The following is a 21,446-nucleotide window of genomic DNA, read 5'->3' as shown; positions in this document are numbered from 1 at the left end:
GGCCGACGACGATGCACATCGCGATCCTCACCTTCGACGGCTTCAACGAGCTCGACTCGCTGGTCGCGCTCGGCGTGCTCAACCGCGTGAAGAAGCCCGGCTGGCGCGTGACGCTGGCCTCGCCCAGCGCCACCGTGACCTCGATGAACGGTGTCACGGTGCATGCCACCGCGACGCTCGAAGCGGCCTGCGAGGCGGGCGCGGTGATCGTCGGCAGCGGCATCCGCACGCGCGAGATCGCCGCCGACGCGGGCCTGATGGGCGTGCTGCGCGGGCTCGACCCGTCGCGCCAGCTCATCGGCGCGCAATGCTCGGGCACGCTGCTGCTGGCCAAGCTCGGCCTGCTGGGCACGGTGCCCGCCTGCACCGACCTCACGACCAAGCCCTGGGTGCAGGAAGCCGGCGTCGAGGTGCTCAACCAGCCTTTCTTCGCGCAGGGCAACGTGGCCACCGCGGGCGGCTGCTTCTCGGCGCCCTACCTCGCGGCCTGGCTCATCGCGCGCACCGAAGGCCTGGAGGCCGCGAAGAGCGCGCTGCACTACGTCGCGCCGGTCGGCGAGAAAGAAGACTACGTGGCGCGCGCGCTGCGCAACATCGAACCGTACCTGCAGACGCAGCCATCGGCCACGGCCGACGCCCTCTGCGCACAAGGACACTGAACACCATGCTCAACATCTGGGGCCGCATCAGTTCGATCAACGTGCGCAAGGTCGTGTGGTGCGCGCAGGAGCTCGGGCTCGACTTCCAGCGCACCGAGGCCGGCGGCAAGTTCGGCGTGGTGCAGACGCCCGAATACCGTGCGCTCAACCCGAACGCCATGGTGCCCACCATCGACGACGGCGAAGGCGCCGAGCGCGTCACGCTGTGGGAGTCGAACGTCATCGTGCGCTACCTGTGCGCCCGCTACTCGCACGGCACGCTCTACCCGAGCGAGCTGCCCGCGCGCTTCGACGCCGAGCGCTGGATGGACTGGCAGCAGACCACGCTCAACCGCGCCAGCCGCGACGCCTTCGTGCAATGGGTGCGCACGCCGCCCTCGGAGCGCCAGCCCGCGCTGATCGCCGCGTCGGTGCGCGAGAGCGAGGCGCTGTTCGCCATGCTCGACGCGCACCTCGCGCAGCGCCCCTACATGGCCGGCGAGCGCTTCACCATGGCCGACATCCCGATCGGCTGCGAGGCGCACCGCTGGTTCGGCCTGCCCGGCGCCGAGTACCGACGGCCCGTCTGGCCCAACGTCGAACGCTGGTATTCGGAACTGCTGTCCCGCCCGGGCACGCGCGGCGTGCTCGACCTTTCCCTCGAATGACCCTGATGAAATCCCGCCCCTTCAAGCAAGTCGACGTCTTCACCGCCACCGCCTACTACGGCAACCCGCTCGCGGTGGTGATCGACGGCCAGGACCTGGACGACGCCGCCATGCAGCGCTTCGCGCAGTGGACCAACCTGTCGGAGACCACTTTCCTGCTGCCGCCGACCGACCCGGGCGCCGACTACCGCGTGCGCATCTTCACGCCCGGCGGCGAGCTGCCCTTTGCCGGCCACCCGACCATCGGCAGCTGCCATGCCTGGCTGCAGGCCGGCGGCAAACCCAAGGTGGCGGGCCGCGTGGTACAGCAGTGTGGCGCGGGCCTGGTGCCGCTGCGTCGCGACGGCGAGCGCCTGGCCTTTGCCGCGCCGCCGCTCAAGCGCAGCGCCCCGAGCCCCGCGCTGCTGGCCAAGGTGGCCGGCGCGCTGGGCCTGAAGGCGCAGCAGGTCATCGCGGCGCAGGTGCTCGACAACGGCCCGGTCTGGTTCGGCCTGTTGCTGAACGACGCCGACGCCGTGCTGGCGCTGCAGCCCGACCACCGCGCGCTGAAGGAACTGGGCGTGAAGGCCGGCGTGGCCGGCGTGCCCTCGGCGCACGACACCTCGCTGCTCATCGGCCGTTCGAACCGCGAGGCGCGCGCCTTCGGCAACCGCCCCGCCACGCCGAACGACGACGGCGCCAAGATCGACCTCGAGGTGCGCGCCTTCGCCGAGCCCATCGGCGTGCAGGAAGACCCGGTCACCGGCAGCCTCAACGCCAGCTTGGCCGAATGGCTGATCGCCGACGGCCACATGCCCGAGCGCTACCTGGCCGCGCAGGGCCAATGCCTGGGCCGCGCGGGCCGCGTGCACATCGAGCGCGACAGCGACGGCACGATCTGGGTCGGCGGCGATGCCGTGACCTGCGTCGACGGCCACGTCACCCTCTGAACGAAGGCACGCCATGGCCCCCGCCGAAATCGACCACCTGGTGATTGCCGCCGCCTCGCTGGCCGAGGGCGTGGCGTGGTGCGAGGCCACGCTCGGCGTCACGCCCGCGCCGGGCGGCGTGCACCCGCTGATGGGCACGCACAACCGGCTGCTGAACATCGCGAGCGACGCGTTCCCGCGCGCCTATGCCGAGATCATCGCCATCGAGCCCGGCAAGGCGCCGTCGCGGCCGAAGACGCACCGCTGGTTCGACCTGGACGACGCCGCGCTGCAGGCCGCGCTCGCGCAGCGCGGCCCGCGCCTCATCCACTTCGTGGCGCGCGTGCCCGACGCACACGCCGCCACGCAGGCACTCGCACGCGAGGAGCATGCGCACATCGACCGCGGCCACCTGCTCGAAGCCTCGCGCGACACGCCGGCCGGCCGGCTCGAATGGCAGATCACGGTGCGCGACGACGGCCAGCGCCTGTTCTACGGCGCGCTGCCCACGCTGATCCAGTGGGGCGCCGTGCACCCCACCGACGCCATGCCCGCCTCGGGCCTGGCGCTGCGTTCGCTGCGCGTGGCGCATCCGCGCGCGCCGGCGCTGTCGGCCGCACTCACGGCCATCGGCATGGGCGACCTGCCGGTCGATGCCGGGCCGCCCAACCTCGTCGCCGTGCTCGACACGCCGCGCGGCCCCGTCACCCTCGAATCGCAAGGACTCTGACTCTCATGCTCACCCTGACCGAAATCGCCTGGTTCGCCCTCGCCTCGCTGCTGCTGGCGCTCACGCCGGGGCCGAACATGATCTATTGCGTGTCGCGTACGCTGATCCAGGGCCGCCGCGCGGGGCTCATCTCGCTGGGCGGCGTGCTGATGGCGTTCCTGGTGCACCTGTTCGCCGCGGCGCTGGGCCTCACGGCGCTGCTGCTGGCGGTGCCGGTCGCGTTCGACGCGATCCGTTTCGCCGGCGCGGCCTACCTGATGTGGCTCGCGTGGCAGGCGGTCAAGCCCGGCGGCAACGCGCCCTTCGAGGCCCGCGCGCTGCCGGCCGACCCGCCGGCCAAGCTGTTCCGCATGGGCTTTCTCACGAACCTGCTGAACCCGAAGGTGGCGATGTTCTACCTGTCGTTCTTTCCGCAGTTCATCCATCCCGAGCGCGGCTCGGTGCTGCTGCAGAGCCTGCAGCTGGGCATGGCGCAGATGGCGAGCAGCGCGCTGGTCAACACCGTGATGATCGTCGGCGCCGCGAGCATCACGGCCGTGCTGTCGCAAAGCGCGGGCTGGCTGCGCGCGCAGCGATACATCATGGGCAGCGTGCTGGCCGCGCTGGCAGTGCGCGTGGCACTCACCGAACGCAAGTAAGCAACCCGAAGGACGTCGATGCGATTCACCCGCGAAGAGATCGAAGCCGCGCAGCGCACCGTGCATGCGGCCATGCCGCCCACGCCCCAGTACACCTGGCCGCAGCTGTCGCAGCGCCTGGGCGCCACGGTCTGGGCCAAGCACGAGAACCACACGCCGGTCGGCGCCTTCAAGATCCGCGGCGGCCTGACCTACTTCGAGACCCTCGCGCGCGAGCAGCCCGCCGTGCGCCACGTGATCAGCGCCACGCGCGGCAACCACGGCCAGTCGGTCGGCTTCGCCTCGCAGCGCCACGGTCTGGCCGCGACCATCGTGGTGCCGCACGGCAATTCGCGCGAGAAGAACGCGGCGATGCGCGCGCTCGGCGTGACGCTGGTCGAGCATGGCGATGACTTTCAAGCGGCCGCCGAACACGCCGCGGTGCTGGCCGAACGCGATGCGCTGCACCGCGTGCCCTCGTTCCATCGCGAGCTGGTGCGCGGCGTGTCGACCGCGTATGTCGAGTTCTTCAGCGCACTGAAAGACTCACCGCCCGACGTGCTGTTCGTGCCCATCGGCCTGGGCTCCGGCTTTGCCGGCGCGGCGGCGGCGCGCGCGCATTGCGGCGTGTCGACGAAGCTCATCGGCGTGGTGTCAGCGCATGCCACGGCCTACCGCGATTCCTTCCGCGCGCGCCGAGCGGTCGAATCGCCCGCCACCACGCGGCTGGCCGACGGCATGGCCTGCCGCACACCGGTGCCTGAATCGCTGGAGGTGATCCTGCGCGAGGCCGACGACGTGATCACCGTGACCGACGACGAGGTGGCCGAAGCCATGCGCGTGCTCTTCAGCGACACGCACAACGTGGCGGAAGGTGCGGGTGCGGCCGCGTTGGCGGGGGCGCTTCAGCAGAAGGAGCGCTGGCGCGGGCAGACGGTGGGCGTTGCGCTGAGCGGCGGCAATGTCGACGCGGACATGTTCGCCGAGGTGCTGGGGCGCAGCGCCTGATCCGGTCTCAGGGCAGCGGCCCTGTGTTCGCCGTGCTCAGCGGCAGCTGGGACACCTCGGCCAGCAGCAAGGCCAACTGCTGCGCGGCCGCATCGATCACCGCCTGCCCCTTCGCTGCCGTGGCCGCTGCGGCATTGCCCGCCGCCCCCTGCGCGTTGTAGTCCTCCATGGCCCAGCCGAGCTTGGCGCTCTTGCCGTTGCCGAGGATCGCGCAGTCGGCCGCGCGCTGCTCCGAGGTGGAGCTGAAATCCTTCGCCTCGTCCATGCGCACCAGTGCGGGCGTCAGCGCCAGCATCATCGAGGTCTCGATCTCGCCCGCGTGCACGCCGAAGCGATGCTCGCGGGCGCTGAACTGCGCGTTCGCATCGCCCAGCGGCAGGTTGAACCAGCTCACGCTGTAGACGATCAGCCCGTGCGCGGCGCGCAGTTCGCGCGCCACGATGTCCATCGCGCCCACATGGCCGCCGTGGGCGTTGAACAGCACCAGCTTCTTCACGCCGGCGCGCGCCACGCCCGCGCCGATCTCGTTCCACATGCGGATCAGCGTCTCGGCCGAGAAGGTGAGCGTGCCCGCGAAGCGCGCGTGCTCGGGGCTCAGGCCGATCTGCTGGGTCGGCAGGAACAGCGCCGGCAATTCCGGCGGCAACAGCGGCAGCGCGGCGGCCACGATGCCGTCGGCCAGCACGGTGTCCACGCCCAGCGGCAGGTGCGGGCCGTGCTGCTCGGTCGCGCCCAGCGGCAGCACCGCCACCGTGGTCGCCGCGTCGAGCGCGGCGAAGTCGCGCGTCGTCAATTGGGACCAGAAACGGGGTAGAGGAGCCGGAAGTGCGTTCATGCCGCGATCTTAGGACGGGGCCATGGGCGACGCATGGGGCAACACTTGCATACAACTTGCCAACATCGGATGAATTGATCGCGAATCTGTTCACGATTAGTTCTCATCTTTCCCGATGTTCGGTCCTATTGTTTACAAATTGACCTAGAGTCACTTTTCACGAACTTTCCGCCACGGCTTGTCACGGCCCAGGAGAGTTCACGCAAAAGGGAGTAGCGTGTCCATCCATCCACAAAAAAATGGAGGCACCGTCGTTGCCGGGCGCAAAGTCGCGCCCTTCAAGGCATTGCCTCACCATCTCGCACGAGCCGTGCGGGGTTTGCCGCCGATCGTGTGCGTGCTGGTCTTCGGAAGCAGCACCGCGTACGCGGAATCCACTGTCGCGCCCTCGCCGGCCGCCCCCCTGGGCAGCGCGCTGGCGTATGACGCCTCGCAGCACGACGCCCTCATCGTCGCGCGCCGTGCCGGTCGCATCACGCCGGCCCAAGCCCTGCAGCAGCTGCGTCAATGGCTGGCGGCGCCCCTGGCCGATGAGCAGCGCCGCCGCGTAGCGTCCGACGCCATCGCGATCGCGGTGGCCGACGGCCAGTTCGCCGACGCGGTGGCCGTGGGCCGCCAGGTGCCGCCCGGCGAGCTGGGCGATTACGCGCTCGGCCCGCTGGCCGGCGCCGCGCGGCGCACGGGCGACATCGCCCTGCAAGGCGACACCGTCAAGGTCTGGCGCGCGCGCCAGCCGGCGGCCCGCGAACCGCGCATCCATGAAGCCTTCTGGCGGCTGGCCAGCGGCGACACGGCCGGCGCGCAAACCCTCTACCGCGCACTCGCACAGCCCGCACCCACCGAGGTCGCCGACCGCGTCGCGCTGCTCGACCTGCGCGCCGCGCTGGCGCGTGCCCAGGGCCAGCCCTTCCAGGCGCTTACGGCCTACGGCGAGATCACCGCGCTGCAGCCCGCGCGCCGCGATGCGCAGCGCGACGCCGACTTCCTGCTGGCCGAGTACGGCGGCGCCACCGCCGCGTTCGAGGACGCGCAGGCGGCCGAACGCAAGCAGCCCGGCAGCCTCGCGCCGCTGACGCTCGCGCTGCTCGAACAGCAGGCGCTGGCGCAGCAGCTGCGCTGGGCCGTGAAGGCGCGCGACCAGCGCCTGGGCGCGGCGCGCGTCACCGACCTCGACAAGGTGCTGGCCGCCCAGAGTGCCGCGCTGGCCCGCGTCGACGCCGCGCTCGCGCAGCCCGCCCCGCCGGACGCCGACACCTGGCGCACGCTGCGCACGCGGCTGCAGTCCGACCGCATGATGGCGCTGCTGGAGCGCGGCCGTCCCACCGACACCATCGCGCTGTACGACAGCCTGCGTGCCGACGGCACCGCGTTGCCGCCCTACGCGCTGGGCACCGCCGCCCGCGCGCTGGCGCAGGAGCGCCGCTCGGCCGATGCCGTGCCGCTGTTCGAGAAAGCGGTCGTCGACCTGCCGATGCCCGACAGCCTGCACTTCGGCCTGGTCTACGCCTACCTGGACACCGGCCGCTTCGACGAGGCCGAGGCGCTGCTTCAGCGCATCGAAAGCGCCACGCCCGTGCTGATGCGGCTGGCGCCGGAAGCCGGCCGTCCCAACGACCAGTTCTCCGAAGTGAGCGGCCTGGGCGCATTGCTGCAGCTCTACGGCGACCGCCCGAAGATCGCGCAGCCGCGCTTCAACACGCTCACGCAGGAAGCCCCGCTCAATGCGGGCTACGCCTACGGCGCCGCGCTCACCGAACGGCTGCGCGAGCACCCCGAGGCGGCCGTGGCGCGCTTCGAGGCGCTGAGCGCCGACCACCCCGACGACCTGAGCGTGCGCACCGGCCATGTCGAGGCGCTGCTCGACGCCGACGAATTCCGCGCGGCCCGCATCCGTGCCGAGTCGCTCGAGGCCGATGCGCCCGACGCCGCCGAAGTGCGCGAGATGGCGCGCAAGCGCCGCTCGCTGGTCGGCCCGCAACTCGAGGTCGATGCCGAAGGTTCGCGCGGCGGCGGCACGCTGGCCAGCCGCGAATGGCGCGTCGACAGCCGGCTCAGCTCCGGCCTCATCGGCGATGCATGGCGCGTGTTCTACGCGCAGACGCTGGGCCGCGGCTACACCTCCGAAGGCACCGCCCAGTGGGCGCGCGGCGGCCTCGGCGCGAGCTGGCAACAAGGCCGCTGGCTGGCCGAAGGCGTGCTGCAGCATGCGAACAGCGGGCGCTACCGCAACAGCGTGGCCGGCCGCGTCGACTACCGCGCCAGCGATGCCTGGCGCCTGTCGGCCACCTACGACGGCGACAGCAAGGAGCTGCCCTGGAAAGCCCGCGCCGTGCCCTTCGGCGCGCAGGCCATCGGCGCGCGCGAGTTCGGCGCCAGCGCGGCCTACGTCGTCAACGAGTCGCGCCGCTTCGACCTGCAATGGCGCCGGCTCGACTTCAGCGACGGCAACCTGCGCGACGGCCTCGACTTCGGCTGGCGCGAGCGCTGGGTCAGCACGCCGCGCTTCCAGATCGAGACGCGGCTGGGCGTCGATGCCAGCCGCAGCCGCCTGCAGGACGTGCGCTACTTCAGCCCCTCGCGCGATGCCAGCGCGCAGCTGTCGGTGCGCGGCCAGTGGCTCACCTGGAAAAGCGACGACCGCCAGTTCTTCCAGGTGCTGGAACTCGGCGGCGGCAGCTACCAGCAGGCCGGCTTCGGCAGCGGCCCGCTGTGGAACGTGCGCTACGAGCACCGCTGGGCCCTGGGCCAGAAGCTCACGCTGCGCTACGGACTGAGCTTCGGCAGCCACCCCTACGACGGCGTGCGCGAAAAACAGCGCGGCGTGTTCCTGAACCTTTCGATGCCCCTGCAGTGATGTCCGTGATGCAAGCCCCCACCTTCTTCCTCCGGCTGCGCGCGGCCCTGCTCGGGCTGCTGCTGGCGGCGTCGTTGCCTGCACTGGCGGCGCCGGTGCTGCCCGCCGATCCCGACAACGGCGTCGACTTCCGCGTGATCTCGTTCCACGACGTGCGCCCCAACGTGCGCGCCAGCTTCGAGACCTCGCCCGACGAAACCGCCATCGACGAGCGCACGCTGGCCGAAGTGTTCGCCTGGCTGCGCCACAGCGGCTACCACCCGGTCAGCCTGCAGCAGATCATCGATGCGCGCAGCGGCGGCAAGCCGCTGCCCTCGCAGCCCGTGCTGCTGACCTTCGACGACGGCTACCGCAGTGCCTACACGCACGTGTTCCCGCTGCTCCAGCGCTTCAACTACCCGGCGCTGTTCGCGCTCGTGACGAGCTGGCTCGAGGTGCCCGAAGGCCAGCCCGTGCACTGGGGCGACAAGCCCGCGCCGCGCGAAAACTTCCTGCTGTGGCGCGAAGCCGCCGAGATGGCGCGCTCGCCGCTGGTCGAGTTCGCCAGCCACACCGACGCGATGCACACCGGCATCCAGGCCAACCCGCAGGGCAACATGCTGCCCGCCGCGGCCACGCACCGCTACGACCCGACGACCGGCCGCTACGAGGACGACGCCGCCTACCTGCGCCGCATCGAGACCGACCTGCGCCGCAGCCGCGAGCTGATCGAAAAGCGCACCGGCGCCAAGGTGCGCGCCACCGTGTGGCCCTACGGCGCCTACAACACGCCCGCGCTGGAAGCCTCGGCGCGCGTGGGCATGCCGATCACCTTCACGCTCGACGACGGCGCGAACACCAAGGAGATTCCGCTCAACCGCATCCGTCGCGCGCTGGCCGCCTACGACAACGAGGCGCCCGACTACGTGCAGATGCTGCGCAGCCCGGTGGGCGGCGAGGTGCGCCCGATCAACCGCGTGATGCACGTCGACCTGGACTACGTGTACGACGCCGACCCGGCCCAGCAGGAGCGCAACCTCTCGGCACTGATCGAGCGCGTGGCCGCCGTGCGCCCGCGCTCGGTGTTCCTGCAAGCCTATGCCGACCCCGACGGCGACGGCGTGGCCGACGCGCTGTACTTTCCCAACCGCCACCTGCCGATGCGCGCCGACCTGTTCGCCCGCGCCGCCTGGCAGCTGCGCAGCCGCACCGGCGTGAAGGTCTACGCGTGGATGCCCGTCACCGCCTACCGGCTGCCGGCGTCGAACCCGCTGGCCACGCACACGGTGCGCACGCTCAAGGGCGACGCGCCGGTCGACCGCTACCACCGGCTCTCGCCCTTCGACCCGGCCGTGCGCACGCTGGTCGGCGACCTGTACGAAGACCTGGGCCGCCACACCTTCTTCGAAGGCCTGCTGTTCCACGACGACGCCATGCTCTCGGACGACGAGGACGCCAGCCCCGCCGCGCTCGACACCTACCGCCGCTGGGGCCTGCCGGCCGACGTGGCCGCGCTGCGCGCCGACCCCGCGCTCATGGCCCGCTGGACCGCCGCCAAGACCCGCTACCTGATCGACTTCACGCACGAACTCGCGGCACGCGTGGGCACCTGGCGCCCCGCGCTGGAAACGGCGCGCAACCTCTACGCGCGGCCGGTGCTGGAGCCGCAGGCCGAGCAGTGGTTCGCGCAGAACTACGAAGCCTCGCTGGCCGCCTACGACTACATCGGCCTGATGGCCATGCCGCGCATGGAGCAGGAGGCCCGCACCCCGGCCGACAGCGACGCCTGGCTGGGCCGCCTGGCGCAGCGCGCGGCCGCCACGCCGCACGGCCTGGACCGCACCGTGTTCGAGCTGCAGGCACGCGACTGGCGCACCGGAAAACCCGTGGCCGACGCCGAGCTCACGCGCCAGTGGACCCTGCTGCAGCGCGCCGGCGTGCGCCACCTGGGCTACTACCCCGACGACTTCCTGAACAACCAGCCCTCGCTGGAGACCGTGCGCCGCGCGATCTCGGTGCGTTCGCTGCTGTCGCGCGCCCCCCGGCGCAACCACGACGCCGCCACGCTGCCGCCTGAAGGAGGGAAGCCCCGATGAACACGCTCCAGATGCTGGTGGACCTGATTCCGCCGGTGCTCTTCGGCTTCGTCTTCTACTACCCGTTCTTCATGGCGTGGGTGTGGATCGCGGGCGGCCTCTCGCACGCATGGTCGTTCGAGCGCAAGCGCGACGTCGAGATCGACCCGCTGCCGCTGCTGCCCTCGCAGCCGCTCGTGACCGTCGTGGTGCCCTGCTTCAACGAGGCGCCGCACCTGCGCGAAGTGATCGAGCAGCTCATGCGCACGCGCTACCCGAACTACGAGGTGATCGCCGTCAACGACGGCAGCACCGACGGCACCGGCGAGCTGCTCGACGAGATGACGCAAGAGTTCAGCCGCCTGCGCGTGATCCACAACGCCAGCAACCAGGGCAAGGCCGTGGGCCTGAACACCGCCTGCCAGCTGGCGCGCGGCGAGTACATCCTGGGCATCGACGGCGACGCGCTGGTCGACCCCAACGCCATTGCGTGGATGCTCAAGCGCATGCTGGCCTCGGATCGCATCGGCGCCGTCACCGGCAACCCGCGCATCCGCACGCGCACCACGCTGCTGGGGCGCATGCAGGTGGGCGAGTTCTCGTCGATCATCGGCCTCATCAAGCGCTCGCAGCAGCTCATCGGCACGCTCTTTACGGTGTCGGGCGTGCTGGCCATGTTCCGCCGCCGCGCCGTGCTCGAGGTGGGCTTCTGGAGCCCCGACGTGCTCACCGAGGACATCGACATGAGCTGGAAGCTCCAGCTCGCCGGCTGGCGCCTGCGTTTCGAGCCGCGCGCGCTGTGCTGGATCCTCATGCCCGAGACCCTGCGCGGCCTGTGGAAGCAGCGCCTGCGCTGGGCCGTCGGTGGCATCCAGACCATGCTGCGCATCACGCCGTCCATCCTGCGCCTGCGCAGTTGGCGCCTGTGGCTCATCTACAGCGAGTACATGGTGAGCGTGGTGTGGGCCTATGCGATGGCGCTGGTGCTGCTGATCAGCTTCATCCGCCCCTTCCTGCCGCACGAGTCGGCCTTGCATTCGGCGCTGCTGCCGCACTGGCAGGGCACGCTGCTGGCCATGACCTGCATCCTGCAGATGCTGCTGAGCCTGTGGATCGACCGTCGCTACGACCGCGACCTCATGCGCTATTTCGCCGGAACGATCTGGTACCCGATCGCGTTCTGGACGATCACGATGGCCACCACGGTGGTCGCCCTTCCCAACGCTCTGATGCGTCGTCGCGGCAAGCGCGCGGTGTGGACGAGCCCTGACCGAGGAGTTTCTTCCGATGCATCCTGAGAACCCGCTCTCTTCGCCGGCGCTGCACGAAGCCCCGCCGCCCCGCACCCGTTCGTGGGGCCAACCCGCGGTGGACGAACCCATCATCGACGCCGCGCGCATTCCATTGCACGCCTTCGGCAACGGCCGTTCGCCGGCGCGCACCCTGGCCATGTACCTGTGGCTGCGCGTGTTGCGTCCCGCGATCACCGTCGCGATCTGGTTCTGCGCCATCTGGTACGCCTGGCCCTACGTGATGGGCGCGCGCTCCCAGCCCGAGGTGCTTCAGCTACTGGGCCTGTACGCCATCGTCATCGGCGTGATCCTCGCCTCGATGCTGATCATGGGCCCGCTGCGCCGCCGCCAGCACCGCAGCGAGACGCCGCCGGAGAAGGAGCAGTCGTCGCTGTTCGCGCTGGCGTCGTACATCGAAGTCGCGCCCGCGCGCCTGTCGACCTGGCAACGCACGCGCCAGCTGCTGGCGCACCACGACCACCACGGCCAGCTGCGCGACGCCACCGACACCGCGCCGGCCGCGCTCGAAGAAGAAGCACCAGCGAAGCGCCGCAAGGCCTGACGCGCAGAGGCAACCGACGCGGCCTTTTCGGCCGCGTCGCTGCAGGGGTTTCGGGGCGGTGATTCAATCGCGCGGCGGCAGCGCCGCAGACAGACCCACCTTCTTCCAAGGACCCCCGACATGGACCTCCAGCTCCAGGACCAGCACGTTCTCATCACCGGCGGCAGCAAGGGCATCGGCCTGGCCTGCGCGCTGGGTTTCCTGCGCGAAGGCGCGCGCGTGAGCCTGGTCTCGCGCGACCTGCAGAACCTGCAGCAGGGCCAGCAGTCGCTGCTCGCCGCGCTCCCGCAAGCCGAAGGCCGCGTCAGCCTGCACGCCGCCGACCTCAAGAACCCCGCCAGTGCCGTGGCCGCTCTCGACGCCGCAGAACAGGCCTTCGGCCCCGTCGACGTGCTCGTCAATTCAGCAGGCGCCGCGCGCCGCACCCCGCCCGACGAGCTCACGCCTGCTGCGTGGCACGACGCGATGGACGCCAAGTACTTCACCTACATCCACATGATCGACCCGGTCGTGAAGCGCATGGGCACCCGCGGCCGCGGCGCGATCGTCAACGTCATCGGCCAGGGCGGCAAGGTCGCCAGCCCCGTGCACATGGCCGGAGGCGCCGCCAATGCCGCGCTCATGCTCGTGAGCGCCGGCATGGCCGCCGCCTACGCAGCGAAGGGCGTGCGCGTGAACGCCGTGAACCCCGGCCTCACGCTGACCGCGCGGCTGCAGGAAGGCATGAAGGCCGACGCAAAGCTGCAGGGCATCGACACCGACGAGGCGCTGGAGCGCGCCACTGCACGCCTGCCGCTGGGCCGCATCGCGACGCCCGAGGAAGTCGCCAACACCGTGCTTTTCCTGGCGTCGCCGAAGGCAAGCTATGTGACCGGCGCGATCGTGGCAATGGATGGCGCAGTGACCCCGATGATCTGACAAGGGACAGCAGGGGGGGAGCGAACGCAGTGATGCGATCCCCCAGGCCGAGCGAAGCGATGGCCCGAGTGCTCCCCCTCCCCTCTGGCCGCGCCGAGGAGCGCAGCGTTTCGCGGATCAGGGCTCGCCCTTGTTTGAGCGAAGCGAGTTTGGGCGAGACCCCGCGAAACGCGAGCACCGCAGGTTGCCCGCAGCGAAGCGGAGGGACGCGGACAGTGGGGTCGCCTTTCTTTGCTTACTTTCTTTGGCGAAGCAAAGAAAGTGAGTCGCCCGCCGGGGCGAGTCCCGGCCAGCAGCCTCAAGAAATCACCCCACAGCCAACAACCCCTCGAACTTCAAAGCCAGGAAATCCACAAAGCCACGAACCCGAGCCGGCACAAACCTCCCACTAGGCAACAGCGCATGCAACGGATAAGGCTCCGTCTCCCAGTCAGGCAGCAGCCGCACAAGACGACCTTCCCGAATGTCATTACGGACATCCAACGCGGACTTCAGCGAGATCCCATACCCCGCCACAGTCCACTCCCGCGCCAGCGAAGCATCATCCACACTCCGATCCCCATTCACCCGCACCTCCGTCCACTGCCCCAACTGCGCAAACCGCCACACCCGGTGCCGTCGCCCACTCCGGTTGAACGTCAGGCAGTTGTGCTGCAGCAGATCCTGCGGAACCCGAGGCAAGGGATGCCGACGCAGATAGTCCGGTGAAGCCGTCAGCACCGGATTCGTCAGCGCAAACGCCCGCGCCACCAGCCGCGAATCGGCCAGCGCCCCATAGCGCAGCGCCACGTCCACTTCGTCGCGCATCACGTCCAGCGGCCGGTCCCCGACAGACAGCGACAACTGCACCCCCGGATGCAACGCCAGGAACTCGTCGAACCACGGCAGCAAGGTGCTGCGCGTGAGGTCCGACGGCGAGGCCACCCGCAAGGTGCCCACAAGTTCGCCCCGATCCGCAGTGACCAGCGACTCCCCCTCGTCCAGCAGCTCGAAGGCACGCACCGCATAGTCGAGCAGCGTCTGCCCCTGCGGCGTCAGGCGCATCGCCCGCGTCGACCGCTCGAACAGCCGCGCCCCCAACTGCGCCTCCAGCCGCTTCAACGTCGCACTGGCCGCCGCCGGCGTGATCCCCAGCGCATGCCCCGCCGCCGTCAACGTGCCGCCGCGCGCCGTCTGCACGAGCACCTGCAGGTCCGATATATTTTCAATCTTCATTTGAAAGTGTTGGTGATTCATACCACCTTATCAAACAGACGTTGTCATCCTACAGTCCAGCCATCGTTCCAGAAAGAAGGTCTCTTCCCATGAAAGCCGTCGGCTACCACCAGCCCCTCCCCATCGACAACCCCGAATCGCTGCAGGACATCGAGCTCCCCGCCCCCGTGCCCGGCGCGCGCGACCTGCTGGTGCGCGTGAAGGCCGTGTCGGTCAACCCGGTCGACACCAAGGTCCGCAAGAACGCCGCTCCCGAAGCCGGCCAGGCCAAGGTGCTGGGCTGGGACGCGGTCGGCACCGTCGAAGCCATCGGCAGCGACGTGCAAAACTTCAAGGTCGGCGACCGCGTCTACTACGCCGGCTCCATCATTCGCCCCGGCGCCAATTCGGAGTTGCACGCGGTCGACGAGCGCATCGCCGCCCTCGCACCGAAGAGCCTCGACGACGCGCAAGCCGCCGCCTTGCCGCTGACCACCATCACCGCCTACGAGCTGCTGTTCGACCGCCTCCAGGTGCCCAAGGGCGGCGGCGAAGGCCAGACGCTGCTGATCACCGGCGGTGCCGGCGGCGTGGGCTCCATCCTCATCCAGCTCGCACGCCAGCTCACGAAGCTGCGCGTGGTCGCCACCGCCTCGCGCGCCGAAACGCGCGCCTGGTGCCTGGCGCTGGGCGCGCACGTCGTCATCGACCATTCGAAGCCGCTCGCCGCCGAACTGAAGGCCGCCGGCATCGATGAAGTCGACATGGTCGCCAGCCTCACGCAGACCGACCAGCACTACGCGCAGCTCATCGAAAGCCTCAAGCCCCAGGGCCAGCTCGCGGTGATCGACGACATGAAGGTGCTCGACGCGATGCCGCTGAAGACCAAGTGCATCTCGCTGCACTGGGAAATGATGTTCACGCGCTCGCGCTTCACCACGCCCGACATCGCCGAGCAAGGCAAGCTGCTGGCCGAGGTGGCCGCGCTGGTCGACGCGGGCCGCATCCGCACCACGGCGAATGCGAGCTTCGGTACCATCAACGCCGCGAACCTGCGCAAGGCGCATGCGCTCATCGAGAGCGGCAAGGCGCAGGGCAAGGTGGTGCTGGCCGGATTCTGATTTGCGCACAATCGGTCGCATGACCGAAGAAAGCACACACCCGCCCCTCATCGAATTCGACACCCCGCGCCTGCGGGTGCGCCAATGGCGCGAGAGCGATCTCGCGCCATTTTTCGCGCTGGCCTGCGACCCGCAGGTGATGGAGTTCCTGCTGCCCTTGCCCACGCGCGTCGAGAGCGACGCAGCGGCCCACCGTGCCCGGGCGCTCATCGCGCAGAACGGCTGGGGGTTCTGGGCTGTCGAGCGCAAGGACACAGGCGAGTTCATCGGCTTCACCGGCCTGAACGTGCCGATGGCCACGCTGCCCTTCTCGCCCTGCGTGGAGATCGGCTGGCGCCTGTCGCGCGCCAGCTGGGGCCAGGGCTTCGCGACCGAGGCGGCGCGCGGCGCGCTGCAGGTCGGTTTCGAACGGCTCGGGCTCGACGAGATCGTGGCGTTCACCGCCAACGGCAACCTGCGCTCGGCCGCCGTGATGGCACGCATCGGCATGCACGAGGACGTGGCCGGCGCCTTCGAGCATCCGGCGGTGCCCGAAGGCGATGCGCTGCGCGGCCACCGGCTGTTCCGGATCGGCAACCCGCGGCGCTGAAACGACCGCGCCGGGCTACTTCGCCTTCGACACGCGCCACACTGCGTTGCCCACGTCGTCCGCCACCAGCAGCGCGCCGTTCTTGTCGAGCGCCACGCCCACCGGCCGGCCGTGCGCCTTTTCGTCGGCGCTCAGGAAGCCCGTGAGGACGTCGACCGGCGGCCCGCTCGGCTTGCCGCCGATGAAGGGCACGAACACCACCTTGTAGCCCGACTTGGGCTTGCGGTTCCACGAGCCGTGCTCGCCGATGAAGGCGCCGTTCGCGAACTCGGGCGGCATGCCGCGCGCGTGCGAGAACACCAGGCCCAGCGGCGCGACGTGCGCGCCCAGCGCGTAGTCGGGCGCCAGCGCCTTGGCCACCAGTTCCGGCCTTTGCGGCGTGACGCGCGCATCGACCACGCCGCCCCAGTAGCTCCAGGGCCAGCCGTAGAAGGCGCCGTCTTTCACCGAGGTGAGGTAGTCGGGCACGAGGTCGCTGCCGATCTCGTCGCGCTCGTTCACCACGGTCCACAGCACGTTCGTCTCGGGCTCCCAGCCCATGCCGTTGGGGTTGCGCAGGCCGCTGGCGAACAGGCGCTTCTCACCGCTCTTCGCGTCGACCTCCCAGATCGCGGCGCGGCCCTCTTCGGCCGCCATGCCGTTCTCGCCGATGTTGCTGTTGGAGCCGACCGTGACGTACAGCTTGCTGCCGTCGGCGCTGGCGATGACGTTCTTGGTCCAGTGGTGGTTGAGGCCGGCGGGCAGCGCCGTCACCACGGTGGGCGTGGCGCTGACCGAGGTCTGGCCCTCGGTGTAGGGCACCTTCACGAGCGCGTCGGCGTTGGCGATGAAGAGCTCGTTGCCGACCAGCGCCATGCCGTAGGGCGATGTCAGGTTCGCCAGGAACACCTGCTTCACCTCGGCCAGGCCGTCGCCATCGGCGTCGCGCAGCAAGGTGATGCGGTTGGCGCTGGGCACGCCGGCGCCCGCGCGGCCCATGACCTTGCCCATGACCCAGTTGCGCACCTTGGCGACCGGGCCGCCGGCGCCGCTGCCCTCGGGCTTGGGCGGCTTGTTGCTCTCGGCCACCAGCACGTCGCCGTTGGGCAGCGTGTAGACCCAGCGCGGGTGGTCCAGCCCGCGCGCCAGCGCCGTCACGCGCAGGCCCTCGGCGGGCGTGGGCCCGGCAGTGTCGGTCCAGCCGACGGCGGGCGCCACGTTGACGGTGGGGATCAGCGTCTTGTTCGGATCGGCCAGCTGCGGCCGGGGGCCTGTCGTGAGCTCGGGCGCGAGCTTGGCGGTCTCGCCGCAGCCGGCGACGAGCAGCACGGCGGCCACGGCCGCGGCGGACACAGCGAGGCGGACGGGAAGGTGCGGCGATGCGTTCATGCGGATTCCTTGCGCGGCGGGCGGCCGCAGACCGCCGGATCATGCGCAATCGCACGGCGCGGGCGTGTCGGTCGTGGGCGCTTTCCGGCGTGCGCGCACCTCCTTCGCGCATCATCGCTACCATCGCCGCATGACCGACGACCTGTTCCGCGCCGACGCCTACCTGCGCACCTGTGAAGCCCGCATCCTGCGCATCGACGACACCGGCATCGTGCTGGACCGCACCGTGTTCTATCCGCTGGGCGGCGGGCAGGCCGGCGATGCCGGCGTGCTGGTGCTCGCCGACGGCCGCGAAATCGCCATCGCCGACACCCGCAAGGCCAAGGACGCCGAGGGCCTGCCGACCGCCGAGTTCGTCCACGTGCCCGCGCCCGACCAGGCCGCGCTGCTGGCTGCGCTGGCGCCCGGCGACACCGTCACCGCCCGCCTCGACTGGGAGCGCCGCCACCGGCTGATGCGCTTTCACACCGCCAGCCACCTGCTGTGCCACCTCGTACCGGTGCCGGTGAACGGCTGCTCGATCACGCCCGAGTACGCGCGCATCGACTTCCACATCACCGACCCGCTCGACAAGGAAACGCTCACCGCGGGCCTTGCGAAGCTGGTCGAGGCCGCCCACCCGCTGACCGTGGGGGCCATCACTGACGCCGAACTCGACGCCAACCCCGCGCTGGTCAAGAGCATGAGCGTGCAGCCGCCGCGCGGCACGGGCACGGTGCGCACCATCCGCATCGGCGGCACGGGCGAAGACGGCGGCGCGCCGTCGATCGACTTCCAGCCCTGCGGCGGCACGCACGTGGCCAACACGGCGGAAATCGGCGCCATGGTCGTCACCAAGATCGAGAAGAAGAGCGCGACCACCCGGCGCGTGGTGCTGGGCTGGCCCGCGGCCACCGCGGCCTGAGCCTCGGGAAAGACCCGGCCCCCAGGAACTTCGCCCCGCCCTCTGGCTCCGACTGACCGGCATGACCTTTTCGCGCATCTCTTTCGCTACTTTTCTGATAGCTACCGCCGCAGCCTGTATGCCGGCTGCGGCCCAGCTGGCCCCGAAGACCGGGGCCGTGGTCACCACCCCCCACGTGCGCGCCGAACTGGTCGCCCATGCGCCCCAGGGCGTGGCGCCCGGCGCGCCGGTCTGGGTCGGGCTGCAGATCACCCACCAGCCCGAGTGGCACACCTACTGGAAGAACGCCGGCGATTCCGGCCTTCCGACCGAATTGAAGTGGACGCTGCCCGCCGGCGTCTCGACCGGCGAGATCGCCTGGCCGGTGCCCAAGAAGATCCCGGTCGGCACGCTCGCCAACTACGGCTACGAGAACACCGTGCTGCTGCCGGTGCCGCTCGAGGTCTCGACGCTCTACAAGCCCGACGTGGCGCTCACCGGCGGCTCGCCGGCCATGGACATCAAGCTGCAGGCCTCCTGGCTGGTCTGCCGCAAGGAATGCATTCCCGAAGAGGGCGAGTTCACGCTCTCGCTGCCCACGCGCGGCTCGACCGCGCTGAACAAGCCGGCCTTCGACACCGCGCAGGCCACGCAACCGCAGCCGCTGGGCGCGCCCGGCGCCATCGCCGTCGAGGGCCAGCAGCTCAAGGTGCGCCTCGAAGGCCTGCCCGCCGCCGTGCGCGGCAAGACGCTCGAGTTCTTCCCTGAAACGCCCGAGGTGATCCGCACCGCCGCCGTCTCCGGCAAGGACTGGACGCAGGCCTGGGACGGCGCGACCTGGACCGCCACCATGCCGCTGGCCGACCAGCGCAGCGAAAGCCCCGCCGCCATGCCGGTGGTGGTGGCGCTGGCCGAGGCCGACCGCCAGGCCGGCCAGCCCGTGGCCTGGCGCGCCGAGGCGCCGGTGTCGGGCACCTGGCCCGCCGCCACCGCCGCGCCGCGCGCCGCCGAGGTGTCGCCCGCGCTGCAGGCGGCGCTGGCCGCCAACGCGGCCCAGGCGGCGGCCCCTGCTGCCGCTGCGCAGGCCCAGCCCGCCGGCACCTTCATGGTCGCCCTGCTCGGCGCGCTGCTCGGCGGCCTGCTGCTCAACCTCATGCCCTGCGTGTTCCCGATCCTCGCGATCAAGGTGCTGGGCTTCGCGCGGCAGGCCGGCAACGCCAGCGCGCACCGCAAGGCGGGCCTGGCCTACACGGGCGGCGTGATGCTGTCGTTCCTCGCGCTGGGCGGCGCCATGCTGGCGCTGCGCGCGGCCGGCGCGCAGCTCGGCTGGGGCTTCCAGCTGCAGTCGCCCGGCGTGGTGGCGGCGCTGGCGGCGCTCTTCACCCTGCTCGGGCTGAACCTGGCCGGCGTGTTCGAGTTCGGCCGCGCCGCGCCGCAGTCGGTGTGCAGCGCGCAGGCCAAGCATCCGCTGGCCAACGACTTCCTGTCCGGTGTGCTCGCCGTGGTGATCGCCTCGCCCTGCACCGCGCCGTTCATGGGCGCCTCGCTGGGCTTTGCCATCGGCCTGCCGGCGGCCCAGGCGCTGCTGCTGTTCGCCGCGCTGGGCCTGGGCCTGGCGCTGCCCTACCTTGTGGCGGGCTTCGTGCCGGCCGTGGCGCGCCTGCTGCCCAAGCCGGGCCCGTGGATGCACACGCTGCGCCGCCTGCTCGCCTTCCCGATGTTCGCGACCGTGGCCTGGCTGGTCTGGGTGCTGGGCCAGCAAAGCGGCATCGACGGCGCAGGCACGCTGCTCGCGTTGCTGGTGTGCCTGGCCGCCGTGGTCTGGGCGCTCACGCTGACCGGACGCACGCGCGTCGTCATCGCCACCGTGATGATCGCCTTCACCGCCGTGCTGGCCGGCACCATCGGCCGCAACATCGTGCAGGTGCCCGAGCCGACGGCCAAGCTGGCCTCGGCAGCACCGAACGACGGCGAGCGCTGGCAGCCGTGGTCGGCCCAGCGCGTGAGCGACATGGCGGCCGCGGGCCGGCCCGTGTTCATCGACTTCACCGCCGCCTGGTGCGTGACCTGCCAGTACAACAAGAAGAGCACGCTGGCCGACGCCGAAGTGCTCGCCGACTTCGACACGAAGCAGGTCGCCATGCTGCGCGCCGACTGGACCCGGCGCGACCCCGCCATCACCGCCGCGCTCACCGCGCTGGGCCGCAGCGGCGTACCCGTGTACGTGCTGCAGGCGCCGGGCAAGGCGCCTGTCGTGCTGACCGAAATCCTCAGCAAAGACGAGGTGCGCGCCGCGTTGGCAGCGCTTTGAGCGCCGATGCGGTGAATTGAAACGAGATGACAACGCCGCTGTCATGGGTTGTCACACGCACTTGAAGAAACCGTTCTAAGCTGCAGTTGTTGTTTGGAATTTTGTTTTTTTTGGAGTTCAAGCTGGCCATGACGCTCTCGCCCACTGTCGACTCACGCTCCCTTCGCGCCGCGCGCCAGGCACGCGCCGCCCTCAGCCGCGCTTCCCGCCGCGCCGTCGTGGCCGCCGCCGTCGCGCTGGGCGCCACCTTCCTCATGGGCACCAACGCCTTCGCCGCGCCCGCCGTGGGCCAGCAGGCGCCCGACTTCGTGGCCGTCGACACCACCGGCGCCAAGCACAAGCTCTCGGACTTCGCGGGCAAGTTCGTGGTGCTCGAATGGACCAACCCCGGCTGCCCCTTCGTGCGCAAGCACTACGGCAGCGGCAACATGCCGGCCACGCAGAAGGCGGCCACCGACAAGGGCGTGGTCTGGCTCGCGATCAACTCCACCGAACGCGCCGCCAGCGACTACCTGAAGGCCGACGCGCTCGACGCCTGGATGAAGTCGCAAAAGGCCGCGCCCACCGCCGTGCTGATGGACGAAGACGGCGTGATTGGCCAGGTCTACGGCGCGCGCACCACGCCCCACATCTTCATCATCGACCCCAAGGGCACGCTGGTGTATGCCGGCGGCATCGACAGCATCGCCTCGGCCCGCGTGGACGACATCAAGACCGCCACCAACTACGTGAACCAGGCGCTGGGCGAAGTGACCGGCGGAAAACCGGTGTCGATGGCGAGCACACGGCCGTACGGGTGTTCGATCAAGTACAAGAGTTGAGCGTGCCGCACGCGCGTCGCCGGCCTGCGCGGCGCGCCGCATTGACAGCTACCTGACTCCCCCCGTCAGGTCCCG

At 70.5% G+C, this 21,446-nt stretch carries 19 protein-coding genes; 16 read left to right on the top strand and 3 right to left on the bottom strand.

Features of this window, described 5'->3' with window-relative positions; genetic code table 11:
* Positions 1-11: 11 nt before the first annotated feature.
* The 6 genes from AC57B8_RS13865 to AC57B8_RS13840 are packed head-to-tail and all read left to right on the top strand — an operon-like array spanning position 12 to position 4,569.
* Positions 12-659: a DJ-1/PfpI family protein gene (locus AC57B8_RS13865; RefSeq protein ID WP_496479910.1), complete on the top strand. Its 648-nt coding sequence runs from the start codon at positions 12-14 to the stop codon at positions 657-659.
* A 5-nt stretch (positions 660-664) separates the two neighbouring features.
* Positions 665-1,306 (top strand): glutathione S-transferase family protein, encoded by a 642-nt coding sequence (locus tag AC57B8_RS13860; protein WP_496479909.1) that lies wholly within the window; start codon positions 665-667, stop codon positions 1,304-1,306.
* A gap of 5 nt (positions 1,307-1,311) precedes the next feature.
* The gene (locus tag AC57B8_RS13855; RefSeq protein ID WP_172438398.1) at positions 1,312-2,235 is read left to right on the top strand and encodes a PhzF family phenazine biosynthesis protein; all 924 of its coding nucleotides are present in this window, start codon (positions 1,312-1,314) and stop codon (positions 2,233-2,235) included.
* A gap of 13 nt (positions 2,236-2,248) precedes the next feature.
* Positions 2,249-2,944: a VOC family protein gene (locus AC57B8_RS13850; RefSeq protein ID WP_496479908.1), complete on the top strand. Its 696-nt coding sequence runs from the start codon at positions 2,249-2,251 to the stop codon at positions 2,942-2,944.
* Between the two features lie 5 nt (positions 2,945-2,949).
* Positions 2,950-3,582, top strand: a complete 633-nt coding sequence (locus AC57B8_RS13845; protein WP_062480600.1) for a LysE family translocator — start codon at positions 2,950-2,952, stop codon at positions 3,580-3,582.
* Between the two features lie 18 nt (positions 3,583-3,600).
* On the top strand, positions 3,601-4,569 hold the full coding sequence (locus AC57B8_RS13840) for a threonine dehydratase (RefSeq protein WP_496479907.1): 969 nt from the start codon (positions 3,601-3,603) through the stop codon (positions 4,567-4,569).
* 7 nt (positions 4,570-4,576) lie between these two features.
* Here AC57B8_RS13840 and AC57B8_RS13835 read toward each other — a convergent pair whose 3' ends face one another.
* On the bottom strand, positions 4,577-5,404 hold the full coding sequence (locus AC57B8_RS13835; RefSeq protein WP_496479906.1) for a creatininase family protein: 828 nt from the start codon (positions 5,402-5,404) through the stop codon (positions 4,577-4,579).
* A gap of 319 nt (positions 5,405-5,723) precedes the next feature.
* Here AC57B8_RS13835 and pgaA point away from each other — a divergent pair, with 319 nt between their 5' ends.
* The 5 genes from pgaA (at position 5,724) to AC57B8_RS13810 (ending at position 13,084) form a co-directional block, all read left to right on the top strand.
* On the top strand, positions 5,724-8,258 hold the full coding sequence (pgaA, locus tag AC57B8_RS13830) for a poly-beta-1,6 N-acetyl-D-glucosamine export porin PgaA (protein WP_496479905.1): 2,535 nt from the start codon (positions 5,724-5,726) through the stop codon (positions 8,256-8,258).
* Positions 8,259-8,266: 8 nt separating this feature from the next.
* A complete protein-coding gene (gene pgaB, locus AC57B8_RS13825; protein ID WP_496479904.1) occupies positions 8,267-10,333 on the top strand; it encodes a poly-beta-1,6-N-acetyl-D-glucosamine N-deacetylase PgaB in 2,067 nt (688 codons plus the stop codon).
* On the top strand, positions 10,330-11,610 hold the full coding sequence (gene pgaC / locus AC57B8_RS13820) for a poly-beta-1,6-N-acetyl-D-glucosamine synthase (RefSeq protein WP_496479903.1): 1,281 nt from the start codon (positions 10,330-10,332) through the stop codon (positions 11,608-11,610). Before pgaB ends, pgaC begins: the two co-directional genes overlap by 4 nt.
* On the top strand, positions 11,600-12,166 hold the full coding sequence (locus AC57B8_RS13815; RefSeq protein ID WP_095743490.1) for a PgaD family protein: 567 nt from the start codon (positions 11,600-11,602) through the stop codon (positions 12,164-12,166). The genes pgaC and AC57B8_RS13815 overlap by 11 nt, the downstream gene beginning before the upstream one ends.
* Before the next feature lie 120 nt (positions 12,167-12,286).
* Positions 12,287-13,084, top strand: coding sequence for an SDR family oxidoreductase (locus AC57B8_RS13810; protein WP_496479902.1), 798 nt, complete (start codon positions 12,287-12,289; stop codon positions 13,082-13,084).
* A gap of 306 nt (positions 13,085-13,390) precedes the next feature.
* Here AC57B8_RS13810 and AC57B8_RS13805 read toward each other — a convergent pair whose 3' ends face one another.
* Positions 13,391-14,299, bottom strand: coding sequence for a LysR family transcriptional regulator (locus AC57B8_RS13805; RefSeq protein ID WP_070060281.1), 909 nt, complete (start codon positions 14,297-14,299; stop codon positions 13,391-13,393).
* Positions 14,300-14,388: 89 nt separating this feature from the next.
* Between AC57B8_RS13805 and AC57B8_RS13800 the strand changes: the two genes are divergently transcribed.
* Both AC57B8_RS13800 and AC57B8_RS13795 read left to right on the top strand, forming a co-directional pair.
* On the top strand, positions 14,389-15,399 hold the full coding sequence (locus AC57B8_RS13800) for a zinc-binding alcohol dehydrogenase family protein (RefSeq protein WP_496479901.1): 1,011 nt from the start codon (positions 14,389-14,391) through the stop codon (positions 15,397-15,399).
* Positions 15,400-15,418: 19 nt separating this feature from the next.
* Positions 15,419-15,988: a GNAT family N-acetyltransferase gene (locus AC57B8_RS13795; RefSeq protein ID WP_496479900.1), complete on the top strand. Its 570-nt coding sequence runs from the start codon at positions 15,419-15,421 to the stop codon at positions 15,986-15,988.
* Positions 15,989-16,003: 15 nt separating this feature from the next.
* On the opposite strand, the gene AC57B8_RS13790 is transcribed toward AC57B8_RS13795, so the two are convergent.
* Positions 16,004-17,356 (bottom strand): PQQ-dependent sugar dehydrogenase, encoded by a 1,353-nt coding sequence (locus AC57B8_RS13790; protein WP_496479899.1) that lies wholly within the window; start codon positions 17,354-17,356, stop codon positions 16,004-16,006.
* Positions 17,357-17,486: 130 nt separating this feature from the next.
* Between AC57B8_RS13790 and AC57B8_RS13785 the strand changes: the two genes are divergently transcribed.
* The 3 genes from AC57B8_RS13785 (at position 17,487) to AC57B8_RS13775 (ending at position 21,371) form a co-directional block, all read left to right on the top strand.
* Positions 17,487-18,260 (top strand): alanyl-tRNA editing protein, encoded by a 774-nt coding sequence (locus AC57B8_RS13785; protein WP_496479898.1) that lies wholly within the window; start codon positions 17,487-17,489, stop codon positions 18,258-18,260.
* Positions 18,261-18,321: 61 nt separating this feature from the next.
* Positions 18,322-20,550: a protein-disulfide reductase DsbD family protein gene (locus AC57B8_RS13780; RefSeq protein WP_496479897.1), complete on the top strand. Its 2,229-nt coding sequence runs from the start codon at positions 18,322-18,324 to the stop codon at positions 20,548-20,550.
* 128 nt (positions 20,551-20,678) lie between these two features.
* Positions 20,679-21,371 carry a redoxin domain-containing protein gene (locus AC57B8_RS13775; RefSeq protein WP_174250269.1) on the top strand — a complete coding sequence of 231 codons (693 nt, stop codon included), beginning with the start codon at positions 20,679-20,681 and terminating at the stop codon, positions 21,369-21,371.
* Positions 21,372-21,446: the final 75 nt, after the last annotated feature.

This window comes from Variovorax sp. BGA-UO-ETr-C22, from assembly GCF_059567965.1.
Note: the sequence above shows the minus strand (reverse complement) of the source record. Positions and strands in the feature narration are given on the sequence as shown.